We start from the raw sequence: 22,219 nt of genomic DNA, 5'->3' as shown, positions 1-22,219 counted from the left end.
CTCTCTTTATTTTACAATAAGGGCATTCATATTCGCAAAGGACTTGATCTCATCCGCCAAGCTTACCATTTGCGCCAAACGGTTTGCCTTTAATGTCTCATTATCCGCTATAACCATTGTATGATCGAAGTAAGCATCGATCGGTTCTTTTAAGGCTGCAAGTGAAGCAAGTGCCGCCTCATAATCTTTTTTGCTGAAGTTTTCCTGCAGGTTTTGCTTCGCTGTTTGGTAGGCATCAAACAGTTTTGCCTCGTATTCATTTTCAAACAGATCAGGCTGAATGTCTCCACGGACTCCTTTTTTACTGATAGAGATCACTCGGCCTAATGCTTCAGCTGTTTCCTTAAAGCCGGGTGCACCAAGCTTTTGTTCCAGAACTTGTGCTTTATGCAGCGCTGAGTACGGCTCAAGCTCAGAGCTTTCCAGCACGGCGTCGATGACATCGTGTCTGATCTGTTCAGCATTCAAGACATATTTCAGACGCTGAGTGAAGAAATCCAGCAGTTCATTTTCTTTATCCGTTTGTACGAAAGTAAACAGCTCTTCAAACGAAATTCCCCAGTTGCGGTCAAGAAGAATCGCAACAATACCGCTCGCTTGGCGACGCAGCCCGTAAGGATCCTGAGAACCTGTCGGAATAACGCCGATAGAGAAGAATGAAACGATTGTGTCTAGCTTATCCGCCATAGCTACAACAGCTCCGGTGAAAGTAGAAGGCGTTTCTCCGCCTGCTGATCTCGGCATATAGTGTTCGTTGACTGCCGCAGCCACAGCTTCATCTTCGCCAAGCATTCTCGCATACTTTTCACCCATAATTCCTTGGAGCTCAGGGAATTCATAAATCATATGCGTGACAAGATCAAATTTAGAAATTTCTGCAGCTCGCTTCACGTGTTTTAATGTATCTTCATCAGCCTGAAGACGGCCGGCAAGCTTTTCTGCGATTGAAGTAACTCTTCTAACCTTATCAGCAAGAGAACCAAGCTCTTCATGGAAAACAATGTTTTCAAGCTTCTTCACATTTGCATCAATGTTTAGTTTCTGATCTTCCTTGTAGAAGAATGAAGCATCAGATAAACGCGCGCGGAGCACTTTTTCATTGCCTCGTGCCACATTTTCGATCGCGTGGCTGTTCCCGTTTCGGACTGTGATAAAGTGAGGCAGCAATTCTCCGTTCTTGTCTTTGACAGGGAAGTAGCGCTGATGCTCTTTCATTGTCGTGACAAGCACTTCCTCAGGAATGGACAGAAACTCAGATTCAAATGAACCGTAAAGAGCTGTTGGGTATTCTACTAAATGATTCACTTCATCTAGAAGATCTTCGTCAACTGGAATGCTCCAATTGTTTTCTGCAGCCATTGCTTCCAGCTGAGATTGAATCATTTGTTTCCGGGCGTTAGGATCAGCAATAACGTGCTGTTCTTTCAGCTGCTCTTCATAAGCGGAAGGTAATTCAATTGACACTTCATGGCCAAGGAAACGGTGTCCCTGTGTTGTCCGTCCAGACTCAACGTTTGTGATCGAAAATGGAATGACATCCTGTCCATATAAAGCGACAATCCATTTGATTGGCCGGATATAACGCAAATCCTCATTTCCCCAGCGCATGTTTTTCGGGAAATGCAAGCTAGTAACTAAACCGCTCAGTTCCGGCAGAAGCGATTTCGTTTCTTGGCCGGCTTGGAATTTTTGCACAAATACATACTCTGTGCCTTTTACTTCTTTGATGTACAGGTCTTTTACGTCTGCGCCTTGGCCCTTTGAAAAGCCGATTGCCGCTTTTGTCCAGTTGCCGTCTGCATCAAGGGCAATTTTTTTCGCAGGCCCTTTCGCCTCTTCTTTTATATCATCCTGCTTTTCTGCTACATCCTTTACGAAGACAGCAAGGCGTCTTGGTGTATTGAAGAGCTTCACTTCACCGTGTGTGATATTTTTTTCTTTAAGCCAGCCTGTCAGCTTCTCACCAAGCTGAACCATACTATCATTTAAAAAGCGCGCCGGCATTTCCTCTAAACCGATCTCTAAAAGTAAATCCTGTTTACTCATGAGAAGAACCCTCCCCTTTAAGCATTGGGAACCCTAGTTTTTCTCGTTCCTCATAATAGGTTTTTGCTACTTTTCTCGCTAAATTTCGCACTCTTGCAATATAGCCTGTCCGCTCGGTAACAGAGATCGCACCTTTGGCGTCAAGCAGGTTGAAGGTGTGCGAGCATTTCAGCACATAGTCGTATGCAGGATGAACAAGTCCGTTATCCATTTGCTTAATCGCTTCTTTTTCATACGTGCTGAACAATTGGAACAGCATATCGACATCTGACGTTTCAAACGTATAAACAGAATGCTCGTATTCCGCCATCATGAATAAATCTTTTACTGTAAACCCTGACGTCCATTCTAAGTCGAAAACATTTTCTTTATCCTGTATATAAGACGCGAGACGCTCAATTCCGTACGTAATCTCTACAGAAACCGGTTTACATTCTAGTCCTCCGACCTGCTGGAAATACGTAAATTGTGTGATTTCCATTCCATCAAGCCATACTTCCCAGCCAAGACCTGCACAGCCTAAAGACGGATTTTCCCAGTTGTCTTCAACAAAGCGAATATCGTGCTCAAGGGGATCAATTCCAAGAGCGCGCAAGGAATCTAAATACAGCTCTTGAATATTGTCAGGAGACGGTTTAATAATGACCTGAAACTGATGATGCTGATACAGTCTGTTCGGGTTCTCTCCGTAGCGGCCGTCTGCAGGGCGTCTGGAAGGCTCTACATAAGCCACTTTCCACGGCTCAGGACCGATACTGCGCAAAAACGTATACGGGCTCATCGTGCCGGCCCCTTTTTCTACATCGTAAGCTTGCATAAGCACACAGCCCTGACTGGACCAATGCTTTTGCAATGTTAGAATCATGTCTTGAATATTCATTTCAAGCACCTCCACTTTTCCTTCATAAAATGCTGCGGCAGCAACCAAAAAACTCCCGTCTCTATGCTTGCCAGCCGCAAACATAGGGACGAGAGTTCTCCCGCGGTTCCACCCTAGTTGCTGAGAACAAAATCCCAGCCTCTTTTTTTGAAATTGCTCAAGAATGCCTTTCGTTGCGCGCTCATCCTTAGCTTACACCGCCCTAAGGTCGCTTTCATGAGGTAAACGCAAGTACTTCTTTCTCTCACTGCAACATATTTTATAATAAATGATCATATAAAAAGATGGACCAGATGTCAACTTTTGTTTTCACCCATTAGATGTTTCATGCTTTCCATTTGATCTAAAAAGCGCTTTGATTTTAAATATAACCCTGAATATTCTTCATAATACAAATCAATTACTTGCTTTAATTCAGCTTTTGTTTCCTGCTTTAAGGACACATTGCCCAGCCTCGATAGATCGAAGTAATAAAACAGTCTCAAAAGCCTTGCCGTTTGCGGTTTAATTGGAACCCTGTAAGGGTCTTTTTCAAAGCAGCGATGGCAAATAAAACCGTTATCACGAACAGAAAAATGAAAGGTTCCGTCCTGGCTTTTACAATGCACACAGTGATTCAGCTCAGGATACAGCCCCATGACACCGAGCATCTTCATTTGAGCAATGAAGGTGATGACATCCGGATCTGTTCCTTCATCCAGCTGTTTAAATGATTCTAAAATGAATTCAAACAAATAAGGGTTTGGCTTCTTTTCTTCTGTGCCTTTGTCGACTAGCTCAGCAATATACGCAGCATATGCTGTTAAAAACAAATCTTCCCTGATGCCTCTCATACTGAGGATCATTTCACCCTGCTGAAGCGTTCCAAGGCCTGATGTTTTTTGCATTAAAAATGAACCATACAAAAAGGGCTGGCTGACTGCTGATAAACGGCTGTTCGGTTTTTTGGCGCCTCTTGCCATAACACCTATTTTTCCGTGTTCTCTTGTCAGTAATGTAACGATTTTATTCGTCTCTCCGTAATCATTTGTGCGAAGAACGATTCCTTCACATTTTGTCAGCATTTCCGCACCTTCCTAAAGCAGGAGCGGCCAAGAGGTTTATAAAATTGGATAATCAAATCGGGCTAGCTCATCTTCTAGTTCTTCGGGTCTTTCCATGTTCTCTTTTTCCAGCTCTTTAAAAAGAAGATACGTATCAACATTTCCTGTTTGAGAAAATACGTTCCAGGTAAAATTCAACACAAGAAACCCACCTTTCTGTAGTTAAACTAGCTTACCTAAATTCCAAATTCTTACCTTTATCTTGACCAGATGTCCTCCATTTCATGTTAAACAAAATTTGCTAATGTATCCCTCTTCCTGTGAGAAAGTGACACAGCAAGGAGATTAATATTCGTCCTCTTTAAAGCCAAAATCGCGAAGCTGGGACATTTTATTACGCCAGTCTTTCTGCACTTTGACCCACAATTCAAGGTAGACACGGGAGCCTAACAGTGCTTCAATATCCGCTCTCGCTCTTTTTCCAACCTCTTTCAGCAGGCTTCCTTTTTTTCCGATCACAATGCCTTTCTGGGAATCCCGTTCGACCACAATCGTTGCCGCTACGTGCACAGAACCGTTGTCCTGTCCTTTGATGGATTCGATGGCTACCGCAATGCTGTGCGGGATTTCTTCTCTCGTCAGATGCAGTACCTTTTCCCTGATTAATTCAGAAATGATAAAGCGCTCTGGGTGGTCGGTTACCTGATCACTCGGATAGAATTGCGGCCCTTCCGGCAAATACGCTTCAATCTGAGCGAGCAATGTTTCGATATTATTTCCTTCTAAAGCAGAAATCGGAACAATTTCCTTAAAAGGATAACGTCCGCGGTATTCGTCAATTAACAGAAGCAATTGATCGGGATGAATTTTGTCAATTTTGTTTACGATCAAAAATACAGGCGTAGACATCTTCTGCAATTTCTCAATGATGAATTCGTCGCCCTTCCCATAACCTTCCTCGGCGTTGATCATAAACAAGATCAAATCGACTTCTTTTAATGTATTTTGCGCCACTTTCATCATAAAGTCCCCAAGCTTATGCTTAGGTTTATGAATCCCTGGTGTATCAATAAAAATCGTTTGTGATGTGCCTGTCGTCAAAACTCCTTGCACCTTGTTTCTCGTCGTTTGGGGCTTATCGCTCATAATCGCGATTTTTTGTCCAATGACTCTGTTCAAAAATGTAGACTTTCCTACGTTTGGTCTTCCGATAATGGATACAAATCCTGATTTAAAGCTTTCGTTCGTCATGTAAATCCTCCGATGAAAATGCGCCTGGCAATAATTCTTCCACAGTCATTTCTTTTATTTGTCCTTGTAAATTAGTCAGTACGACAATAACGTCCTTTGTGCAAAGCTCAGAAATCACCTGGCGGCAGGCTCCGCACGGAGATACCGGTCCCGGGGTGTCAGCCGCAACGGCCAGCATCTGAAACTCTGTATCCCCTTCAGAAACAGCTTTAAATAAAGCGGTACGCTCCGCGCAATTGCACATGCTGTATGCCGCGTTCTCGATGTTGCAGCCTCTGTACACTTTTCCATCCTTGGTAAGAAGAGCGGCTCCTACTTGAAACTTGGAATACGGCGCATATGCCATATCACGCGCTTTTAAAGCTTCTGTTATCAATTCTTGTTTGTTCATGTGTACATGTTCCTCTCTTACCTATAATGGTACCGCTATCACTTTATATTTTACATAATCGCGCGGTTTTTTTCACGCCCATTTCTAAAAATGTAAAATAAATGTAAGAATTTTCAGCCATTACAGCTTTGGCAAAAAAATAAGTAAACCAATGATACACGAAATGACGGCAAAAACGCAAACAGCCCCGGCGGCAGCGTCCTTAGCCGCTTTAGCAAGAGGGTGATGTTTGTCTGTTATTAAATCAACCGTATGTTCAACTGCTGTATTTAAAAGCTCCAGCGAAAACATTCCTCCGATCAAAAGGAAAATAATCGCCCATTCAATCGGGCTGAGCTCCACGAGGAAGCCGCAAATGAGAACAGCGCAGGCGGCTGCGAGATGAAATTGGAAATTCCGCTCCGTCCGCGCTGTTTCCCAGATGCCCCGGCCTGCATGCACGAAGCTTTTGAAGAATCGCTGCAGCTCATTTCTATGATCTCTTGAGTCCATAGGCGTCCAGCAAATCCTTTTGCTTAGTAAACATCTCCTCTTCTTCCTCTTTCGTCATATGGTCATATCCTAAAAGATGCAGAAATCCATGCACGGCAAGAAATCCGAGCTCTCTTTTAAAAGAATGATTATATTCCTCCGCCTGCTCCCTTGTGCGATCCGCACTGATGATAATATCACCTAAAACAGGCGGCATTTCTGCGCCCACGATTTCAACCTCGCCTTCTCCCTCTTCTTCAAGAGCAAATGAGATGACGTCTGTCGGCGTATCCTTTCCTCGGTATTCTTTATTGATCTGCTGGATGTCTTCATTGGTAACGATCGTGACAGAAACTTCAGCCTGATTCTGAACGCCTTCACGCTCAGCGGCAAATTGAAGCAGATTTTCTACTTCTTTGAGCATCTCTTCAGAGACACTCCCCGTTTCATCAACGATATCAATCAGTAAACTCATCTATTTCACCTTCTTAGTAGCCTCCGGATATTCAATCCGGGAGTGGAAAATTCCTTTTAATGTTGCACAGAGCGTTTTTGCGATTGTATCCAGCTCCTTAAATGTCAAATCGCATTCACTGAACTGTCCGTCCTGAAGCTTATCGGATATAATACCCCGGACAAGCTTTTCAATTCGTTCAGGATTTGGATTATGCATGGATCTGACTGCCGCTTCAACACTGTCAGCAACTGATATAATCGCGGCTTCCTTTGACTGCGGCTTTGGTCCTGGATAACGGAACTCTTCTTCTGTAATCTGGTCGCCTTTTTCCTTCGCTTTATAATAAAAGAACTTTAAAAGCGAGGTTCCATGATGCTGCTCAGCAATGTCGACAAGCTCTTTCGGAAATTTATAGCTTCTCAGCATATTCGCACCGTCAGTGGTATGAGAAATGATGATATTTTTACTCAGCTGAGGAGACAGCTTGTCATGCGGATTGTCAATATTCATCTGGTTTTCAATAAAATATTGCGGCCGCTTTGTTTTTCCAAGATCGTGGTAATACGCGCCGACTCTTGCAAGCAAACCATTGGCTCCAACCGCCTCACAGGCTGCCTCTGACAAATTGGCGACCATTACACTGTGATGATATGTACCTGGTGTTTCTGTTAATATTTTTCGCAGCAGCGGGTGGTTAGGATTAGACAGCTCAAGCAGCCTCATAGTGGATAAAATGCCAAAGCCTGTCTCAAAAAACGGCATAAGCCCGATGATCAATACAGACGAAGCAAATCCCGACACAACGCCCATCAGCATTAACGTGCCGATTTCAAGACCTGATAGCGCAGTATTTTGGATCAATAACAAGGAAAGAACGACAACCATATTAATAAACGCTACGAAAAGCCCGGTCTGCAAAATCTTTGATCTAGCATTGTGTTTTCCTAAAAATAAAACACCTGAAATCCCGCTGATCAAATAATAAATCCCTATGACATAATTGAATGTTCCTGTCACACCCTGATTAAACATCATACTTCCGCAAATCGCAAGAATGATACTTCCCAAAATGGCAATGCGTTCATTCATCAGCAATTTGATTAAGATCGCGCCGGCCGCAATGGGGACCAGATAGCCGATATTATGATATTCCATCTTCTGGAATAAACTAACAACCTCCATAATAACTAGCAAAAGCGTTGTGATAATGGAGAACAGCAGGATGGATTGGTTTTTAAACTTTAGGTTTTGTTTCTGTTTTTCAAAATAATAAACAAGTGTTGCAATGAAAAGTCCGATCATAATCAATAGGCCGCTGATCGGTTTAAAGAGATTTGAGTTATTTAATAACCCGGTCAGCTCAAGTTTTCTGTACACTTCCCGATCAATGAGGTCATTTTCTTCCACGAGCACCTGACCCTGTTTGATCTGAACCTGCTGGACATTGTCTGACGCTTCCTGCCGCTTTGCCTCTGTCGCTTTCGGATCAAAGACGTAATTCGGGATAATAGCAAAACGCCCGATTTCTGTCGCAGCCCCCAAGTATTTAGATGGGATAGAATTGCCCTTTAGCTCTTTTTCTACTTTATCCTTTGCATCAGATAGTTTATCCGATGAGATTTCACTGCTCATGACCGTATTCACTGCCGTGATGACCGTATCTCTGACAAAAGAAAAGTCTTCGCTGTCTGCTTTCAGCAATGTCTTGATAGAATCCTCTGATATGGAATCATTCACATCTGACGTTAATTTGTCCTTCACAGACTTAACCATTGATTTTTCCGATGGTGATTTGCTGTCTTCTTCCGATGATTTTTTCACTTCGCTGATACTGTCAAATATAGATGACACAAGGTCAATCCGATTGTCTGTATATTCTTTTTTTAAGGTATATTGATCTTCAACCGCGTCCTCAGCGGCTTGCTTTTTTTCCTCTGTGGCTTTTTGATCTTCCACGGTTGCCGGAGCATAAATGGTCTTGTCGCTGACTGAAAATAGGTCTAAATCAAGTGTTTCCGGCTTAACATGTACAAAGAGCAAAGCAAACATAATGGCAGCCAGCAGAAGATACAGCAGTACATGCATGGAGCGGGCATTTTTAAAGCTGCTCCATTTTTTTGAGCTGCTTTTGGTCTTCCCCTTCTTTTTCAACACAAGAACCTCCTCTTGAAACATCAAGCCCATAAGCAATCATAAAAATGACCCGATAACGCGCGATCGGGTCATTCAGCATTAATTTTGCTTATCGTATGCTTCAATAATTTTCGCAACAAGCGGATGTCTGACCACGTCTGTCTGGTCTAGCTCAATCATAGAAATGCCGTCTATTCCTCTCAGCATCTCCTTCGCTACTGCAAGTCCCGATTTGACGCCTTTCGGCAGATCAATTTGGCTAACGTCACCTGTAATGATCATTTTAGAGCCAAAACCCAGTCTCGTCAAAAACATTTTCATTTGAGCAGGCGTAGTATTCTGTGCTTCATCAAGTATAACATAAGCATCATCAAGCGTCCGTCCCCTCATATATGCAAGCGGAGCAATTTCAATAATGCCTCTTTCCATCAGACGTTCTGTATGATCTGCCCCAAGCACATCATGAAGAGCGTCATACAGCGGGCGCAAATAAGGATCTACTTTTTCTTTGAGGTCACCTGGGAGAAAACCGAGGCTTTCACCGGCTTCTACGGCAGGTCTTGTTAAAATGATTTTTTTGATATGTCCGTTTTTTAAAGCATGGACTGCTTTTACGACAGCCAGGTACGTTTTCCCGGTTCCCGCTGGGCCGATGCCGAATACAAGGTCATTCCGCTTCATAGCGGCCACGTACTCCCGCTGTCCCATCGTTTTTACACGGATTGGTTTGCCTTTTGCGGTTTTTGTAATTTCTTCTTCATACATGCTTTCAAAGTATTCAAGTTCATTCTTCTTTGCCATTTTGACGGCGTAAATCACATCACGTTCAGAGATCTCTATCCCCTTGCGAATTAAAGCGAGGAGCGATCCCAGTAGCCTGTCTGCAATCTGAAACGATTCTTCATCGCCTGAAACATAAATCGTTTCGCCGCGCGTAATGATATTTACATTCAGATCTTTCTCCATCAATTTCAAAAAAGAATCTTGGTTCCCGAACAGTGAAAGCGCCTCGTCCGGGCTTTTCAGTTTTTGATTCATCGCAAGTAAATGTTCTGTCATTCTTCAGTCTCCCTGACAATAGGTGTGGTTTGAACGATATCTTCTATAACTTGGTAGAGAATAATCAACTTTACTTTACCATTCTCAACAGTCTGGTGCAAAACTTTTTCACTTTTCACCTCGCCGTCTTCGCCTATTTTATTCTCTACATCCTGTTTACCCAATTTAATGCCTTCTTGAACTGCTTCTTCTTTTGTATATTTTCGCAAAGCCTCTTCACTTTCTCTCGTTTGCTCTTTGATATAGGATACAGGGAGCTTAAATCCAAGAAAATTCAGCGAATGCTTTTCTTGTTCTGTTTTTGGGTGCTTCAATTCCTCTTTTTTAAACGTCATCCCCCAGATCGGGATTGCCAAAGAGCCAAAAGAAAGCTTGTGCTTTGTCCTTACTTTGCCCGTATAGACGTTAAATAATGTTTCAAGCGGGACGGTCACTTCGGATCTGTACCAGGTTTCTCCGTAAATTTCTGCCTTTGAGGCGACTTCCTGCTGATGCTCTTCACTGCCGATCAGTCCCGAAACAAGCAGCTGTCCCTTTTCTACATGATCGTGGATTGCGGCCATCGGCTGTCCTTTTTGCACAAACATTCTTGTAATGGTTGCTTTCTTTTTGGCGATAATATCGCGCGGGCTAACATACTTTTCTTTTTCGGGCTCATTTTTCTCCACGACTTTCATATGAATGGTCGTCCCCTTCAGATCAACTCCGACCCAAGTGATATTGTCTATTCCATTGGTTAACGATTTTTGTATTTTTTCAGGCGACATCATTAAAAACTGCAGACGCCCCTTCTTGACGCCGATTTCATTAAGATGTTGCATCATTTGATGTTCCGTTTCAGGCTTAGCGCCTGTCACATCAATTTTCCACACCATATTGGAAAGCAAAAACAAAAGGATGAAAAACATTGCAAAACCAATCGTAAACCCAATATTCAGCTTTGATTTCAGCAACAGGAAAGGAAAACCCTTCCGATTGATAAATCGGACTTTACATTCAAATTTTCTTCTCACCCGCCGAAAGGCATGTACATCCTGAAGCTGTATATATAACGATACGGCTTCTTTCTTTTTTTTGACATGAAAGACCGGAATCCCCTGTCTTGTGCATTCATTAAGGAGCCGTTCAATCCCTCTTCCCGTCAATTCAAGCTGGACCTTACCCGAAAAAAAAGACAGCCATTTATTTTTCACAACATTTCCCCCTCGGCTTTATGACTCAACATATCGAACGACATCAATCGTACCCTCCAAAAGAATTTCTTCCGGAAGAATCGCCTTGATGACAAAATTTTTACCAGATATGATGCACTGGCCCTGCTTCAGCATGAGCCTCACTTCATTCTCACTGAAAAGCAAAAGGCCTCTGTGGTTTTCTATGTAGATATGAAGTCTGCCAACCATTGTAATCCGCGGCAGATCCATCATAACGTCCGGGGGGATTTCCAATGCTCTTGTCAGCCAAGCTTTCATACGATTCTTTCTTTGCCCCATACAAAAAGAACCCCCTTTCATCTCATATGTATGATTTGAAAGGAGGTTCTAACACTTTAATTTTTACGGGCCGAGCGCATCGTATGGTGAGGTTTTTTCGCCCTTGGAGGTCCGAATACCTCTCCTAAGACGATTCCCTGTACCACAGTGTCTTTATTAACCTGGAGCATTTTTTGTTTTGTGTATACTGCTTTTTGTTTAACTGCAGTAAGATCACGTTCCAGCCCTTCCAGATTTCTTTCTGTTTCCCTGCGTCTTTCTTCCGCTTCCCGTCTTACCTGTTCCATTCGGTTAGGAATAGGTGCAGGAGCATCTTCAGACTGCTTCTTTTGAGGAGAAGCCGTTTGCACATGCTGAGGTTTATTTCTGTTTTGGCTGTTTTTGTTTTCCTCTTTGCTCTTTTTACCGAAAATCATAGAAATGATTCCGATAACCGCTGCGATAATGAGCGGATTGGTCAGAATATCTTCCATCAGCGTTCTCCCTTCTTAGAGAGATTATGATTTTTTGTCTTCATCAGACGAATCTTTCGTCAGCTTGCCGAATGAATCACGCATTTCTGTGTCAGCATCAATGTTCTTGATATTCATGTAGTCCATGACGCCAATATTCCCTTCACGCAAAGCTTCTGCCATCGCAAGCGGCACTTCCGCTTCGGCTTCTACCACTTTCGCGCGCATTTCCTCTACGCGGGCGCGCATTTCCTGTTCTTGAGCGACAGCCATCGCACGTCGTTCTTCCGCTTTTGCCTGCGCGATGTTTTTATCAGCCTCGGCCTGATCGGTTTGTAAAATCGCTCCGATGTTTTTGCCAATGTCAACATCAGCAATATCGATCGAGAGAATTTCAAACGCAGTTCCTGAGTCCAATCCTTTTCCAAGCACTGTTTGAGAGATCATATCAGGGTTTTCAAGCACTTTTTTGTGACTTTCCGATGAACCAATTGTAGAGACAATCCCTTCGCCGACACGGGCCACAATGGTTTCTTCCCCTGCTCCCCCAACGAGACGGTCGATATTCGCTCTTACTGTAATTCTTGCTTTCGCCTTTACTTCAATCCCGTCCATAGCCACACCGGCAATGAACGGTGTTTCAATCACCTTAGGATTAACACTCATTTGAACGGCTTCCAATACGTCGCGGCCGGCAAGATCGATAGCGGCACAGCGTTCGAATGATAGTTCAATGTTGGCTCGCTGAGCAGCAATCAGCGCGTTGACGACTCTGTCAACATTTCCTCCGGCGAGATAATGGCTTTCAAGCTGATTGGTGGCAACATTAAGCCCAGCCTTATGCGCTTTGATCAGTGGGTTCACCACTCGGTTTGGTATAACGCGGCGAAGCCTCATTCCGATTAAAGTGAATATGCTTATTCTCACTCCGGCTGCTAATGCTGAAATCCAAAGCATAACAGGCACAAATGTAAAAAATACAGCTAAAACAATGATCCCTACTACGATAATAGCCAGAATCATGAGTGTTGATGGATCCATATCTATTCTCCTCGTTTCTGTTTAAATTTCTCTCACGACGATGCGTGAGCCTTCCACTTTAACCACTTTTACTTTCTTATCCTTTTCTGTAAACGATCCCTCTGAAACAACGTCAAGGCGTTCATCATCAATAATAACGGTACCAGCAGGACGCAATGGTGTAAAGGTTACACCTACTTTACCTATTAAGTCCATGCGCGTTTGATTTGATACGTAGCCGTTCTCCGTATTTGTTGAATCATTTAATACAAATTTCTTAAAGAATTTCATACGCTTTCCCAACACCCTTGTCAGTAAGATGAAAGCTGTAATAGAAACAGCTGAGGCGATCAAGAGAGAAACCGCCATGACAGTGAAGCTCCCTGCGGCTAAAAACAGGCTCGCAATAATCGCTCCTAAGCCCAGTAATCCAATGATTCCTCCGGGAAGGAATATCTCAAGCAAGATGAGGATCGCCCCTGCTATAAAGAGGAGAACAGTCTCGTATCCGGCAAAGCCGGCTGCAAGATGCCCGTAAAAGAACAGCAACAAGGCGATAAATCCAACCGTTCCAGGAATGCCGACGCCTGGGGAAAAAAGCTCTACTGTCAGACCTAAAAAAGCAATTGTCAGCAGAATAGGAACAATAACCGGGTTCGTCAGCCATCTTGCTGTCTTTTCTGCAAAACTTTCCTTCGCATAGATAGTTTCCGCCTTTTCCAATCCAAGCTTCTTAATGAGCACGGATAAATTGTCAGCCGTGCCTTCTGAATAACCTACATCAATCGCCTTATCAGCGTTAAGTGTCAGCAGATCTCCCTTCGGCGCGCCAGCTTCCTTGGCATCTATATCCGGGTCAGCCATTGCAAGCGCATATTTCGGATCGCGATTATTTTTCACTGCGGCATCTTCCAGCTCTGCCAGCCAAAGTGATTCAGCTTTTTGGTCAGCGGCATTGCCTTTACCGTCAATAATCGCGGCCGCTCCCATTTTTCCGCCAGGTGCCATATAAATGTTATCGGCTTGCAGGGCAATATATGCACCAGCTGACAACGCACGTTTGTTTACATATGCAGTTACGGGGATCTCGCTTTCGGTTATCGAGTCCGCTATATCAATAGCTGATTTGACCAATCCTCCCGGCGTATTGATATCAAGAATAATGTGATCTGCATGTGCTTCTTTCGCATCCTGTAACGAACGGGACAAAAACGAGGCGAGGCCCTGTTCGACATTTTTCTCAACCGGGATCACATAAACCGTTTGTTTTTCTGCTTTGGCGTTCAGCTGTACGCCTAATAAAGAAAGTAAAAATATACTCAAAAGAGCAGCACGGAATCCTTTGGTTTGAAGCAAGGGCGGTGTATCCCTCCTTCCATTTATAATAGGTGCCTTCTCTTCATACGTAACAAATGTATCAAAGGTTTCATTTTTTTATGTATAAAAAAAGACATCTCTCTTAGAAAGATGTCCTTTTTTACGCCATTTAAGACAATTGACTGCTGACAAGCTTATTAATTAAGCTTCCGTCAGCTTTACCTTTTACTTTAGGCATAATTGCACCCATTACTTTTCCCATGTCCGCTTTTGAGCTCGCACCAACCTCAGCAATGGTTTCATTTACGATTGTAAGCAGTTCTTCTTCTGACAGCTGCTCGGGTAAATAAACTTCTAAAATGTCCAGCTCTTTTTGAACTTTATCTACTAAATCTAAACGATTAGCGTTTGAAAATTCCTGGAGGGAGTCTTTACGTTGCTTAAGTTCACGAGAAAGGACAGTGAGTTCCTCATCCTCGGTCAAACTGTCTTTCTTAAGCTTAATTGCTTCATTTTGAAGTGAAGCCTTAACCATTCGAACGACAGTCAGTTTGTCTTTCTCACGGTTTTTCATATATAGCTTCATATCCTGGTTAAGACGCTCAAGAAGACTCATAAATCCACCCTCTTTTAGAATTTGCGTTTTCTAGCAGCTTCAGACTTTTTCTTGCGCTTTACGCTAGGTTTTTCATAAAATTCGCGCTTTCTTGCTTCTTGCAAAGTACCTGTCTTTGATACACTGCGTTTGAAGCGACGAAGAGCATCTTCAAGCGATTCGTTTTTTCTAACGACCGTTTTTGACATTCTCTTTCCCTCCCTCCGAATACACCAATCGACTACCTTTAAGTTACACATATAAACATGTACTTTGACATTATAATATAAGCCATCAGTCAGGTCAACTAAGTGAGTTCACTTTTCCGTCATGTGTGGGACTGCCTGTCTATATAATGATAGAAAGGGGTTGGTGAATAGGATGTTAATTCTGATTAGCTTTACTGCTCTTATATTATTCTTTCTCGCAGGCATGAACATGCTTCGAAAAGGCTTAATTTCAATGGCGTACTCAAAAATTGAAGAACGTTTGCTATTATTTACGGACCATCCGTTAAAAGCGTTTCTAATCAGCATTGTATTTACGGGGATTCTTCAGAGCAGTTCAGCCTTTATGGTTATTGTCATCGGCTTTGTCAGTGCGGGCGTTCTTTCTTTTAAGCGGACGATACCGATGATCCTGGGAACAAATGTCGGATCTACCTTTACAACTGAATTTATTGCTATCAAAATGGATGTTTTGATTTGGATTCTTTTGATAGGCGGTTTATTGTTTTTTCTGACTGGCAGGTACCCTTTGAAACAGCTGGGAACAAGCTTCCTCGGTCTCGGCATCATCTTTTTTTGCATCAGCGGGTTCAGCCATCTTGCAGGGCCGCTTACAAAGCTGAAAACGGGAGCTGAAGTTCTTTACCATGTTAACGATTCAAACTGGTCCGCTTTGCTTATCGGTATGGTGTTAACTGCAATCATTCACTCAAGCTCTGTCTGTATCGGCATTTTGATGAGCTTTATGAATGAAGGCATTATCGGACTGACACAGGCGATGAGCGTCGTGCTCGGGTCAAATATCGGGACATGCATTACAGCTGTCATGGCTGCTGTATCCGGCGGATATGCGGCGAAACAGACAGCGTATGCCCATGTGGTGTTTAACGTGCTGGGCGTGGCTCTTGTATTTCCTTTTCTGGCGGCAGCGACCGGCTTTGTAGAACAGTTATCCCCTGATCCCGCACAAAGGATCGCCCATTTCAGCCTTTTATTTAATGTGGTGACAGCTCTTTTATTTCTTCCGCTTACAAACTTGTTTTACCGATTGATTCACTTTCTTATTCCAGCTAAATAAAAAAAAACCGGTACATGTAGATGCACCGGTTTTAGATTAAGAAGACAAACGCATGTGTTCAGTTATTTCATCCTCAACAACACGGACAAATTGCCCTTCGTTGTAAGGATAGCCTGCATTTAGGATTTTGACTTTCACGATTTTGCCGATCATATCTTCCGTACCTTTGAAAACAACCTTCATATAGTTGTCTGTGTAACCGACAAACATGTTCTCTTCTTCCGTTTCCTTATACGCTTCCTCAGGGATGATCTCAAGCACTTCATTTTCATACTGAGAAGCATATTCCTTCGCAAGCTGGTCAGATAGAGCAATCAGGCGGTGTACACGTTCATTTTTTACGTTTTCATCCACTTGGTCTTCCATTCGCGCAGCTGGCGTTCCTGTACGTTTACTGTAAGGGAAAACATGCAGTTCAGAGAATTTATGTTCTTTAATAAAGTTATAGGTTTCCATAAATTCTTCTTCAGTTTCGCCAGGGAACCCTACAATGACATCAGAAGTAACAGCTAAGCCTGGCAGTGCTTTTTTCAGTTTGTTTAAACGGTCTGCAAAAAACTCCATCGTATATTTACGTCTCATCCGTTTAAGCACTGTGTTTGATCCGGATTGAATAGGAATATGCAAATGATTCACAATCTTATCTGAGCGGTCTAAGACCTCGATCACTTCGTCTGTGATTTGGCTGGCTTCAATTGAAGAAATTCTGATTCGTTTAACGCCTTCAACACGAGTATCTAATTCGCTCAAGAGCTTTGCGAAGTTGTAATCTTTCATATCTTCGCCGTAGCCGCCGGTATGAATACCTGTAAGAACAATTTCTTTATATCCGGCATCGACGAGCTGCTGCGCTTGTTTAATGACTTCTTCAGGGTCACGGGAGCGAAGTAGGCCGCGCGCCCACGGAATGATACAGAATGTGCAGAAATTATTGCAGCCTTCCTGTATTTTCAATGACGCTCTTGTCCGGTCAGTGAAAGCAGGTACATCAAGCTCTTCATACACTCTTGCTTTCATGATGTTGCTGACGCCGTTAATCGGCTGGCGTTCTTCACGGTATTGGTCGATGTAGCCGAGCATTTTTTCCCGATCCTGCGTTCCGACTACAATATCGACACCAGGGATCGCCATAATCTCAGCAGGCGAGGTTTGCGCATAGCAGCCTGTGACACAGATGACACCGTCAGGATTTTGACGAATGGCGCGTCTGATCACTTGGCGGCTTTTTTTATCCCCCGTATTTGTTACCGTACATGTATTAATGACATATACATCAGCTGTTTGTTCAAAGTCTCTTCTTTCATAGCCCGCTTCTTTGAAAAGCTGCCAGATTGCTTCTGTTTCATAATGGTTGACTTTACAGCCAAGCGTATGGAAAGCAACAGTTGCCATTACTGATCACCTCTTAATAACTCTGTTTGATAAGAAATCGCACTCAACGCGTATAGCGGAGCGGTTTCTGTCCTTAAAATTCTTGGTCCAAGGCCGCACGGCATACTGTCTTTCTCTGTGAGCCGTTCAACCTCCGCTTCTGTTAAACCGCCTTCGGGACCAAATACGATCAAAAGGGATGATCCTTTCGGAAGGCGTCTAACAACTGCGCTAAATGCGCTTATTTCACCTTTCTTCGATGACTCCTCGTATGCAACGACACATTTATCGAAATCTTGCATCCGTTGAAGAAGCTGCTGAAAAGAATGGACATCCATCACTTGCGGCACTTCGTTACGGTACGATTGTTCAGCCGCTTCCTTCGCAATTTTCGCCCATCTTTCCCGCTTTTTCTTTGCCTTTTTGTCATCCAGCTTAACAACAGAACGCGCGGCTTGAAAAGGTATAAAGGCGTGAGCTCCGAGCTCAGTCCCCTTTTGGATAATCCATTCAAGCTTATCTCCTTTCGGGAGGCCGCTCGCAATATAGACCTTTATCGGGAGCTCTCTGTTTTCATCCGTCCATTCTACCACAAGGCAGGACACATTATCTTTGGAAACAGATTGAAGTTCACATTTTGCCTCGAAGCCGTCCTGAGAGCAGCAGATAATCTGATCTCCCTCATTCATTCTCATCACGTTCACAATATGATGAACATCTTCGCCGGTAACCGAAAAAGCCGGCGCTTCCTCCATTTGCTGCTTCGTGAGCTCGATAAAATATCGTTGCATACGCTGTGACACCTACTAACTGTTATTTTTTCGCAATAATGCTGACCCAATCTTCCATTGAAAGGATTTCTACAATGGTAAAGCCAGCTTGTTCCAGTGCTTCTCTAACTTCTTGTTTTTTATGCCCGATGATTCCCGACGTAATAAAATGGCCGCCTTCTTTTAACAGGCTGTACGCTTGTGAGGTAAAGCGAAGAATGACTTCAGCCAAAATGTTGGCAACAATCACATCATGTTCCCCTTCAATCCCGTCTAACAAATTGTTTTGCTTTACTTGAGCAATATCGCTCACTTTGTTCAGCTTGAGGTTGAGGCGTGCACTTTCTACAGCCACGGGATCAAGATCGTAAGCATGGACCGATTCAGCCTCAAGCATTGCAGCCGCAATACTTAAAATTCCGGAACCTGTACCGACATCAATCACCTTATCACCTTTTTGCACAATGCGTTCAAGCGCCTGAATGCAGAGTACGGTTGTCGGGTGTGTGCCTGTGCCGAAAGCCATACCAGGGTCCATTTCTATAATCAGTTCATCCGTATGGACCGGCGTGTATTCCTCCCATGTTGGTACAATCGTAAACTTTTCAGAAATTTTCACAGGGTGGTAATACTTTTTCCAAGCAGTCGCCCATTCCTCTTCGTTCACTTCGGAAATTGTGATGTGGTTTCTGCCCAAATCAATATCATAAAGGAGCAGATTATTAATTGTTTCTTTAATGCCCTCTACCGTTTCTCCAAGAAAGCTGTTGACCGGCAGATATGCTTTGACAATGACACCCTCGTTCGGATAATCATTGGGGTCGAGCTGGTAGATTTCCCCGTACACATTCTCACGTTCTTTAATTAAATCAAGCGGGTCCTCTATCACAACCCCACTCGCACCAGCTTCATGCAAAATATTTGAGATAGGTTCGACCGCTTCATGTGTTGTGTGAATGCTTAATTCGGACCATTTCAAAACTACCAACTCCTCATCCAATAATTAATCGCCTTTAAACGCGCGTTTTACCTTATCAAAGAAACTCATTTCCTGTTCATCAGGCAGGTTTCCGCTGATTTCGGCAAATTCGCGGATAATGTCTTTTTGTTTATCTGTCAAGTTTGTCGGCGTGACAACGCGGACGACGATATGCTGGTCACCCTGTCCATAGCCTCTGACATTTTGAACGCCTTTGCCTCTTAACCTGAATTTTGTCCCTGTTTGTGTACCAGCAGGGATTTTCAATTTCACTTTCCCGTGAAGCGTCGGAACTTCCACTTCATCTCCAAGAGCGGCCTGAGCAAACGTTAACGGCATTTCACAGTAAATATCATCTCCGTCACGCTCAAAGAATTCGTGGGCACGCACATGGAACACGACAAATAGATCCCCGGCAGGGCCCCCGTTTACGCCTGGTTCACCCTGTCCTGAGAGACGCAACTGCTGCCCGTCATCTACACCGGCTGGAATTGTTACGTTAATTTTTTTGCGTTTTTTAATTTTTCCTTTGCCGCCGCAATCCGCACATTTGTCTTTAATCATTTTGCCCGTACCTTCACAGTGGTGGCAGACCCGTCTGTTCACGACTTTTCCAAACGGTGTATTTTGCTCCACGTTTAACTGGCCGGATCCTCCGCAGTGCGAGCACGTTTCCGGGTTTGTTCCAGGTTTTGCACCTGAGCCTTTACATGTATCACACGTTTCCTCACGAGGAATTTCAATCGTTGTTTCTTTACCGAAAGCGGCATCCTCAAACGACAAGGTCATCGTATATTGCAAATCGGCACCTTGACGCGGTGCGTTTGGATCTCTTCGTCTTGTGCCACCGCCGAAAATACTTGAGAAAATATCATCGAAACCAAAACCGCCGAAGTCGCCGCCGCCAAAACCGCCGCCGCCGAAGCCTTGGTTAGGATCAGTATGGCCAAATTGATCGTAATGAGACCGTTTTTGATCATCAGACAGCGTTTCGTATGCTTCTTTGACTTCTTTAAACTTTTCATCTGATCCGGCTTCTTTGTTAATATCAGGATGATATTTTTTTGACAGCTTTCGATAAGCTTTTTTAATTTCATCCTTTGAAGCGCTCTTACTTACTCCCAGCACTTCATAGTAATCACGCTTACTCATCTCGCTTCACTCTCCCGAATTTCTCACATAAATTAGATTGTATCATTTTGAATTATGATTTTTCAATTCCTTTTATCCCGGGCAAGAAAAAAAGTCAAAGCCAAGAGATGCCTGACTTTGACTTTCTAACCATTGAATCAGATTATGAAATATGTTCTTTTCAGCCAGCCCAAAAACGGGCTGACTCAGAAAGAAACTTATTTTTTGTTTTGGTCGTCGTTTACTTCTTCGTATTCAGCGTCAACAACGTTGTCATCCGCTTTGCCTTCAGCATTTGCTCCGCCTTGAGCTTGCTGTGCTTTAGCAGCTTCTTCGTAAAGCTTCATAGAAAGCTCTTGAACGATTGCTTGAAGCTCATCTTTTTTCGCTTTGATCTCTTCAAATTCGTTTTTCTCAATCGCTGCTTTTAAAGCATCCTTGGCATCGTTGGCTTTTTTCACTTGTTCTTCATCCACTTTGCCTTCAAGATCTTTTAATGTTTTCTCAGTTTGGAAAACAAGTTGATCTGCTTCATTGCGGACTTCGATTTCTTCTTTTTTCTTCGCATCAGCGTCAGCATTTTCTTCCGCTTCTTTTACCATGCGTTCGATCTCATCATCAGAAAGACCTGAAGAAGATTTGATTGTGATGTTTTGTTCTTTTCCTGTGCCTAAGTCTTTTGCTCTTACGTTTACGATACCGTTTTTGTCAATATCGAATGAAACTTCGATTTGAGGCACGCCGCGCGGTGCTGGCGGGATATCAGTAAGCTGGAAGCGGCCAAGTGTTTTATTGTCGGCAGACATTGGGCGCTCACCTTGAAGAACATGGATATCAACAGCTGTTTGGTTATCAGCAGCAGTTGAGAACACTTGTGATTTACTTGTCGGAATTGTTGTGTTGCGGTCGATCAGTTTTGTGAACACGCCGCCCATTGTTTCAATACCGAGAGAAAGCGGTGTAACGTCAAGAAGAACTACGTCTTTTACGTCACCAGTGATAACGCCGCCCTGAATCGCAGCACCAAGCGCTACAACTTCATCCGGGTTTACGCCTTTATGCGCTTCTTTTCCAGTTTCTTTTTTGATTGCTTCTTGCACGGCAGGAATACGAGTTGATCCGCCGACAAGAATGACTTTGTCGATTTCGCTTGCAGTAAGTCCTGCATCTTGAAGCGCTTGACGGACAGGGCCCATTGTGCGCTCTACTAAATGAGAAGAAAGCTCTTCGAATTTAGCGCGAGTTAATGTAAGTTCAAGGTGAAGCGGTCCTGCTTCTCCAGCTGTGATAAACGGTAAAGAAATTTGCGTAGAAGATACGCCGGAAAGATCTTTTTTCGCTTTTTCAGCTGCGTCTTTCAAACGTTGAAGCGCCATTTTGTCTTTTGACAGGTCAATGCCGTTTTCTTTTTTGAATTCAGACACAAGGTGATCGATGATCACTTGGTCAAAATCGTCACCGCCCAGACGGTTGTCACCGGCAGTTGAACGAACTTCGAATACACCGTCGCCAAGTTCAAGGATGGAAACGTCGAATGTACCGCCGCCAAGGTCGTATACTAGGATCGTTTGATCTTCATCTGTTTTATCAAGTCCGTATGCTAGCGCTGCTGCAGTCGGCTCGTTGATGATACGTTCTACTTCAAGACCTGCAATTTTACCAGCGTCTTTTGTCGCTTGACGCTCAGCATCGTTAAAGTAAGCAGGAACTGTGATAACTGCTTTTGATACTGTTTCGCCAAGATAACTTTCAGCGTATGATTTAAGGTGTTGAAGGATGATAGCAGACACTTCTTGAGGAGTGTAATCTTTTCCTTCAATTTCCACTTTGTAATCAGTACCCATATGGCGTTTAACAGACATGATTGTGTTAGGGTTTGTGATAGATTGGCGTTTTGCCACTTCCCCTACTTGGCGTTCGCCGTTTTTGAATGCGACAACTGATGGCGTTGTGCGGTTTCCTTCAGCGTTAGCAATAACTTTAGGCTCGCCGCCTTCAAGCACTGCCACACATGAGTTTGTTGTACCTAAGTCGATTCCGATAACTTTACTCACT

23 protein-coding genes are annotated in these 22,219 nt (G+C 43.5%); 1 reads left to right on the top strand and 22 read right to left on the bottom strand.

The window, feature by feature from the left end; translation table 11 throughout:
• Nucleotides 1-6: 6 nt before the first annotated feature.
• The 17 genes from glyS to rpsU all read right to left on the bottom strand — a co-directional run bounded on the left by glyS (nt 7) and on the right by rpsU (nt 14,817).
• Nucleotides 7-2,046, bottom strand: a complete 2,040-nt coding sequence (gene glyS, locus Q5C82_RS10140; protein WP_003226215.1) for a glycine--tRNA ligase subunit beta — start codon at nt 2,044-2,046, stop codon at nt 7-9.
• Nucleotides 2,039-2,926: a glycine--tRNA ligase subunit alpha gene (glyQ, locus tag Q5C82_RS10135; RefSeq protein WP_003226213.1), complete on the bottom strand. Its 888-nt coding sequence runs from the start codon at nt 2,924-2,926 to the stop codon at nt 2,039-2,041. The genes glyS and glyQ overlap by 8 nt, the downstream gene beginning before the upstream one ends.
• A 296-nt stretch (nt 2,927-3,222) precedes the next feature.
• Nucleotides 3,223-3,990, bottom strand: a complete 768-nt coding sequence (gene recO / locus Q5C82_RS10130) for a DNA repair protein RecO (RefSeq protein WP_003226211.1) — start codon at nt 3,988-3,990, stop codon at nt 3,223-3,225.
• A 36-nt stretch (nt 3,991-4,026) separates the two neighbouring features.
• The gene (locus tag Q5C82_RS10125; RefSeq protein WP_003230053.1) at nt 4,027-4,170 is read right to left on the bottom strand and encodes a YqzL family protein; all 144 of its coding nucleotides are present in this window, start codon (nt 4,168-4,170) and stop codon (nt 4,027-4,029) included.
• Nucleotides 4,171-4,314: 144 nt separating this feature from the next.
• Entirely contained in the window at nt 4,315-5,220 is a 906-nt protein-coding gene (era, locus tag Q5C82_RS10120; protein ID WP_003226207.1) for a GTPase Era, read from the bottom strand.
• Nucleotides 5,201-5,611 carry a cytidine deaminase gene (locus Q5C82_RS10115; protein WP_003226204.1) on the bottom strand — a complete coding sequence of 137 codons (411 nt, stop codon included), beginning with the start codon at nt 5,609-5,611 and terminating at the stop codon, nt 5,201-5,203. Before Q5C82_RS10115 ends, era begins: the two co-directional genes overlap by 20 nt.
• A gap of 120 nt (nt 5,612-5,731) precedes the next feature.
• Nucleotides 5,732-6,103 (bottom strand): diacylglycerol kinase family protein, encoded by a 372-nt coding sequence (locus Q5C82_RS10110; protein ID WP_003226203.1) that lies wholly within the window; start codon nt 6,101-6,103, stop codon nt 5,732-5,734.
• On the bottom strand, nt 6,084-6,557 hold the full coding sequence (gene ybeY / locus Q5C82_RS10105) for an rRNA maturation RNase YbeY (protein ID WP_003226199.1): 474 nt from the start codon (nt 6,555-6,557) through the stop codon (nt 6,084-6,086). The genes Q5C82_RS10110 and ybeY overlap by 20 nt, the downstream gene beginning before the upstream one ends.
• Complete coding sequence (gene pgpH / locus Q5C82_RS10100; RefSeq protein WP_079996420.1) at nt 6,558-8,693, bottom strand: cyclic-di-AMP phosphodiesterase PgpH; 2,136 nt, start codon at nt 8,691-8,693, stop codon at nt 6,558-6,560.
• A gap of 78 nt (nt 8,694-8,771) precedes the next feature.
• On the bottom strand, nt 8,772-9,731 hold the full coding sequence (locus Q5C82_RS10095) for a PhoH family protein (RefSeq protein WP_003226195.1): 960 nt from the start codon (nt 9,729-9,731) through the stop codon (nt 8,772-8,774).
• Nucleotides 9,728-10,924 carry a sporulation protein YqfD gene (gene yqfD / locus Q5C82_RS10090; protein WP_003226193.1) on the bottom strand — a complete coding sequence of 399 codons (1,197 nt, stop codon included), beginning with the start codon at nt 10,922-10,924 and terminating at the stop codon, nt 9,728-9,730. Before yqfD ends, Q5C82_RS10095 begins: the two co-directional genes overlap by 4 nt.
• Before the next feature lie 18 nt (nt 10,925-10,942).
• Nucleotides 10,943-11,224 carry a sporulation protein YqfC gene (yqfC, locus tag Q5C82_RS10085; RefSeq protein WP_003226191.1) on the bottom strand — a complete coding sequence of 94 codons (282 nt, stop codon included), beginning with the start codon at nt 11,222-11,224 and terminating at the stop codon, nt 10,943-10,945.
• Nucleotides 11,225-11,280: 56 nt separating this feature from the next.
• Nucleotides 11,281-11,697, bottom strand: a complete 417-nt coding sequence (locus Q5C82_RS10080; protein WP_003226188.1) for a hypothetical protein — start codon at nt 11,695-11,697, stop codon at nt 11,281-11,283.
• A gap of 24 nt (nt 11,698-11,721) precedes the next feature.
• Nucleotides 11,722-12,717, bottom strand: coding sequence for a flotillin-like protein FloA (gene floA / locus Q5C82_RS10075; RefSeq protein ID WP_003226187.1), 996 nt, complete (start codon nt 12,715-12,717; stop codon nt 11,722-11,724).
• Nucleotides 12,718-12,738: 21 nt separating this feature from the next.
• A complete protein-coding gene (locus tag Q5C82_RS10070) occupies nt 12,739-14,052 on the bottom strand; it encodes a nodulation protein NfeD (protein WP_003226184.1) in 1,314 nt (437 codons plus the stop codon).
• A 130-nt stretch (nt 14,053-14,182) separates the two neighbouring features.
• A complete protein-coding gene (locus Q5C82_RS10065) occupies nt 14,183-14,629 on the bottom strand; it encodes a GatB/YqeY domain-containing protein (protein WP_003226182.1) in 447 nt (148 codons plus the stop codon).
• Between the two features lie 14 nt (nt 14,630-14,643).
• Nucleotides 14,644-14,817 (bottom strand): 30S ribosomal protein S21, encoded by a 174-nt coding sequence (rpsU, locus tag Q5C82_RS10060; protein ID WP_003152957.1) that lies wholly within the window; start codon nt 14,815-14,817, stop codon nt 14,644-14,646.
• Nucleotides 14,818-14,989: 172 nt separating this feature from the next.
• On the opposite strand from rpsU, the gene Q5C82_RS10055 reads away from it, so the two are divergent.
• A complete protein-coding gene (locus Q5C82_RS10055) occupies nt 14,990-15,913 on the top strand; it encodes a Na/Pi symporter (protein ID WP_003226181.1) in 924 nt (307 codons plus the stop codon).
• Nucleotides 15,914-15,949: 36 nt separating this feature from the next.
• Here Q5C82_RS10055 and mtaB read toward each other — a convergent pair whose 3' ends face one another.
• The 5 genes from mtaB to dnaK form a co-directional block, all read right to left on the bottom strand.
• Entirely contained in the window at nt 15,950-17,305 is a 1,356-nt protein-coding gene (mtaB, locus tag Q5C82_RS10050) for a tRNA (N(6)-L-threonylcarbamoyladenosine(37)-C(2))-methylthiotransferase MtaB (RefSeq protein ID WP_003226178.1), read from the bottom strand.
• Nucleotides 17,305-18,075 (bottom strand): 16S rRNA (uracil(1498)-N(3))-methyltransferase, encoded by a 771-nt coding sequence (locus Q5C82_RS10045; RefSeq protein WP_003226177.1) that lies wholly within the window; start codon nt 18,073-18,075, stop codon nt 17,305-17,307. Before Q5C82_RS10045 ends, mtaB begins: the two co-directional genes overlap by 1 nt.
• A gap of 22 nt (nt 18,076-18,097) precedes the next feature.
• Nucleotides 18,098-19,033 carry a 50S ribosomal protein L11 methyltransferase gene (gene prmA / locus Q5C82_RS10040; RefSeq protein WP_003226175.1) on the bottom strand — a complete coding sequence of 312 codons (936 nt, stop codon included), beginning with the start codon at nt 19,031-19,033 and terminating at the stop codon, nt 18,098-18,100.
• 24 nt (nt 19,034-19,057) lie between these two features.
• A complete protein-coding gene (gene dnaJ / locus Q5C82_RS10035) occupies nt 19,058-20,185 on the bottom strand; it encodes a molecular chaperone DnaJ (protein WP_003226173.1) in 1,128 nt (375 codons plus the stop codon).
• A 197-nt stretch (nt 20,186-20,382) separates the two neighbouring features.
• A complete protein-coding gene (gene dnaK, locus Q5C82_RS10030; protein ID WP_003226171.1) occupies nt 20,383-22,218 on the bottom strand; it encodes a molecular chaperone DnaK in 1,836 nt (611 codons plus the stop codon).
• Nucleotide 22,219 lies beyond the last annotated feature (1 nt).

Source organism: uncultured Bacillus sp. (assembly GCF_958411575.1).
GTDB lineage: Bacteria > Bacillota > Bacilli > Bacillales > Bacillaceae > Bacillus > Bacillus spizizenii.
This window is presented reverse-complemented; position numbering and strand designations above follow the sequence as displayed.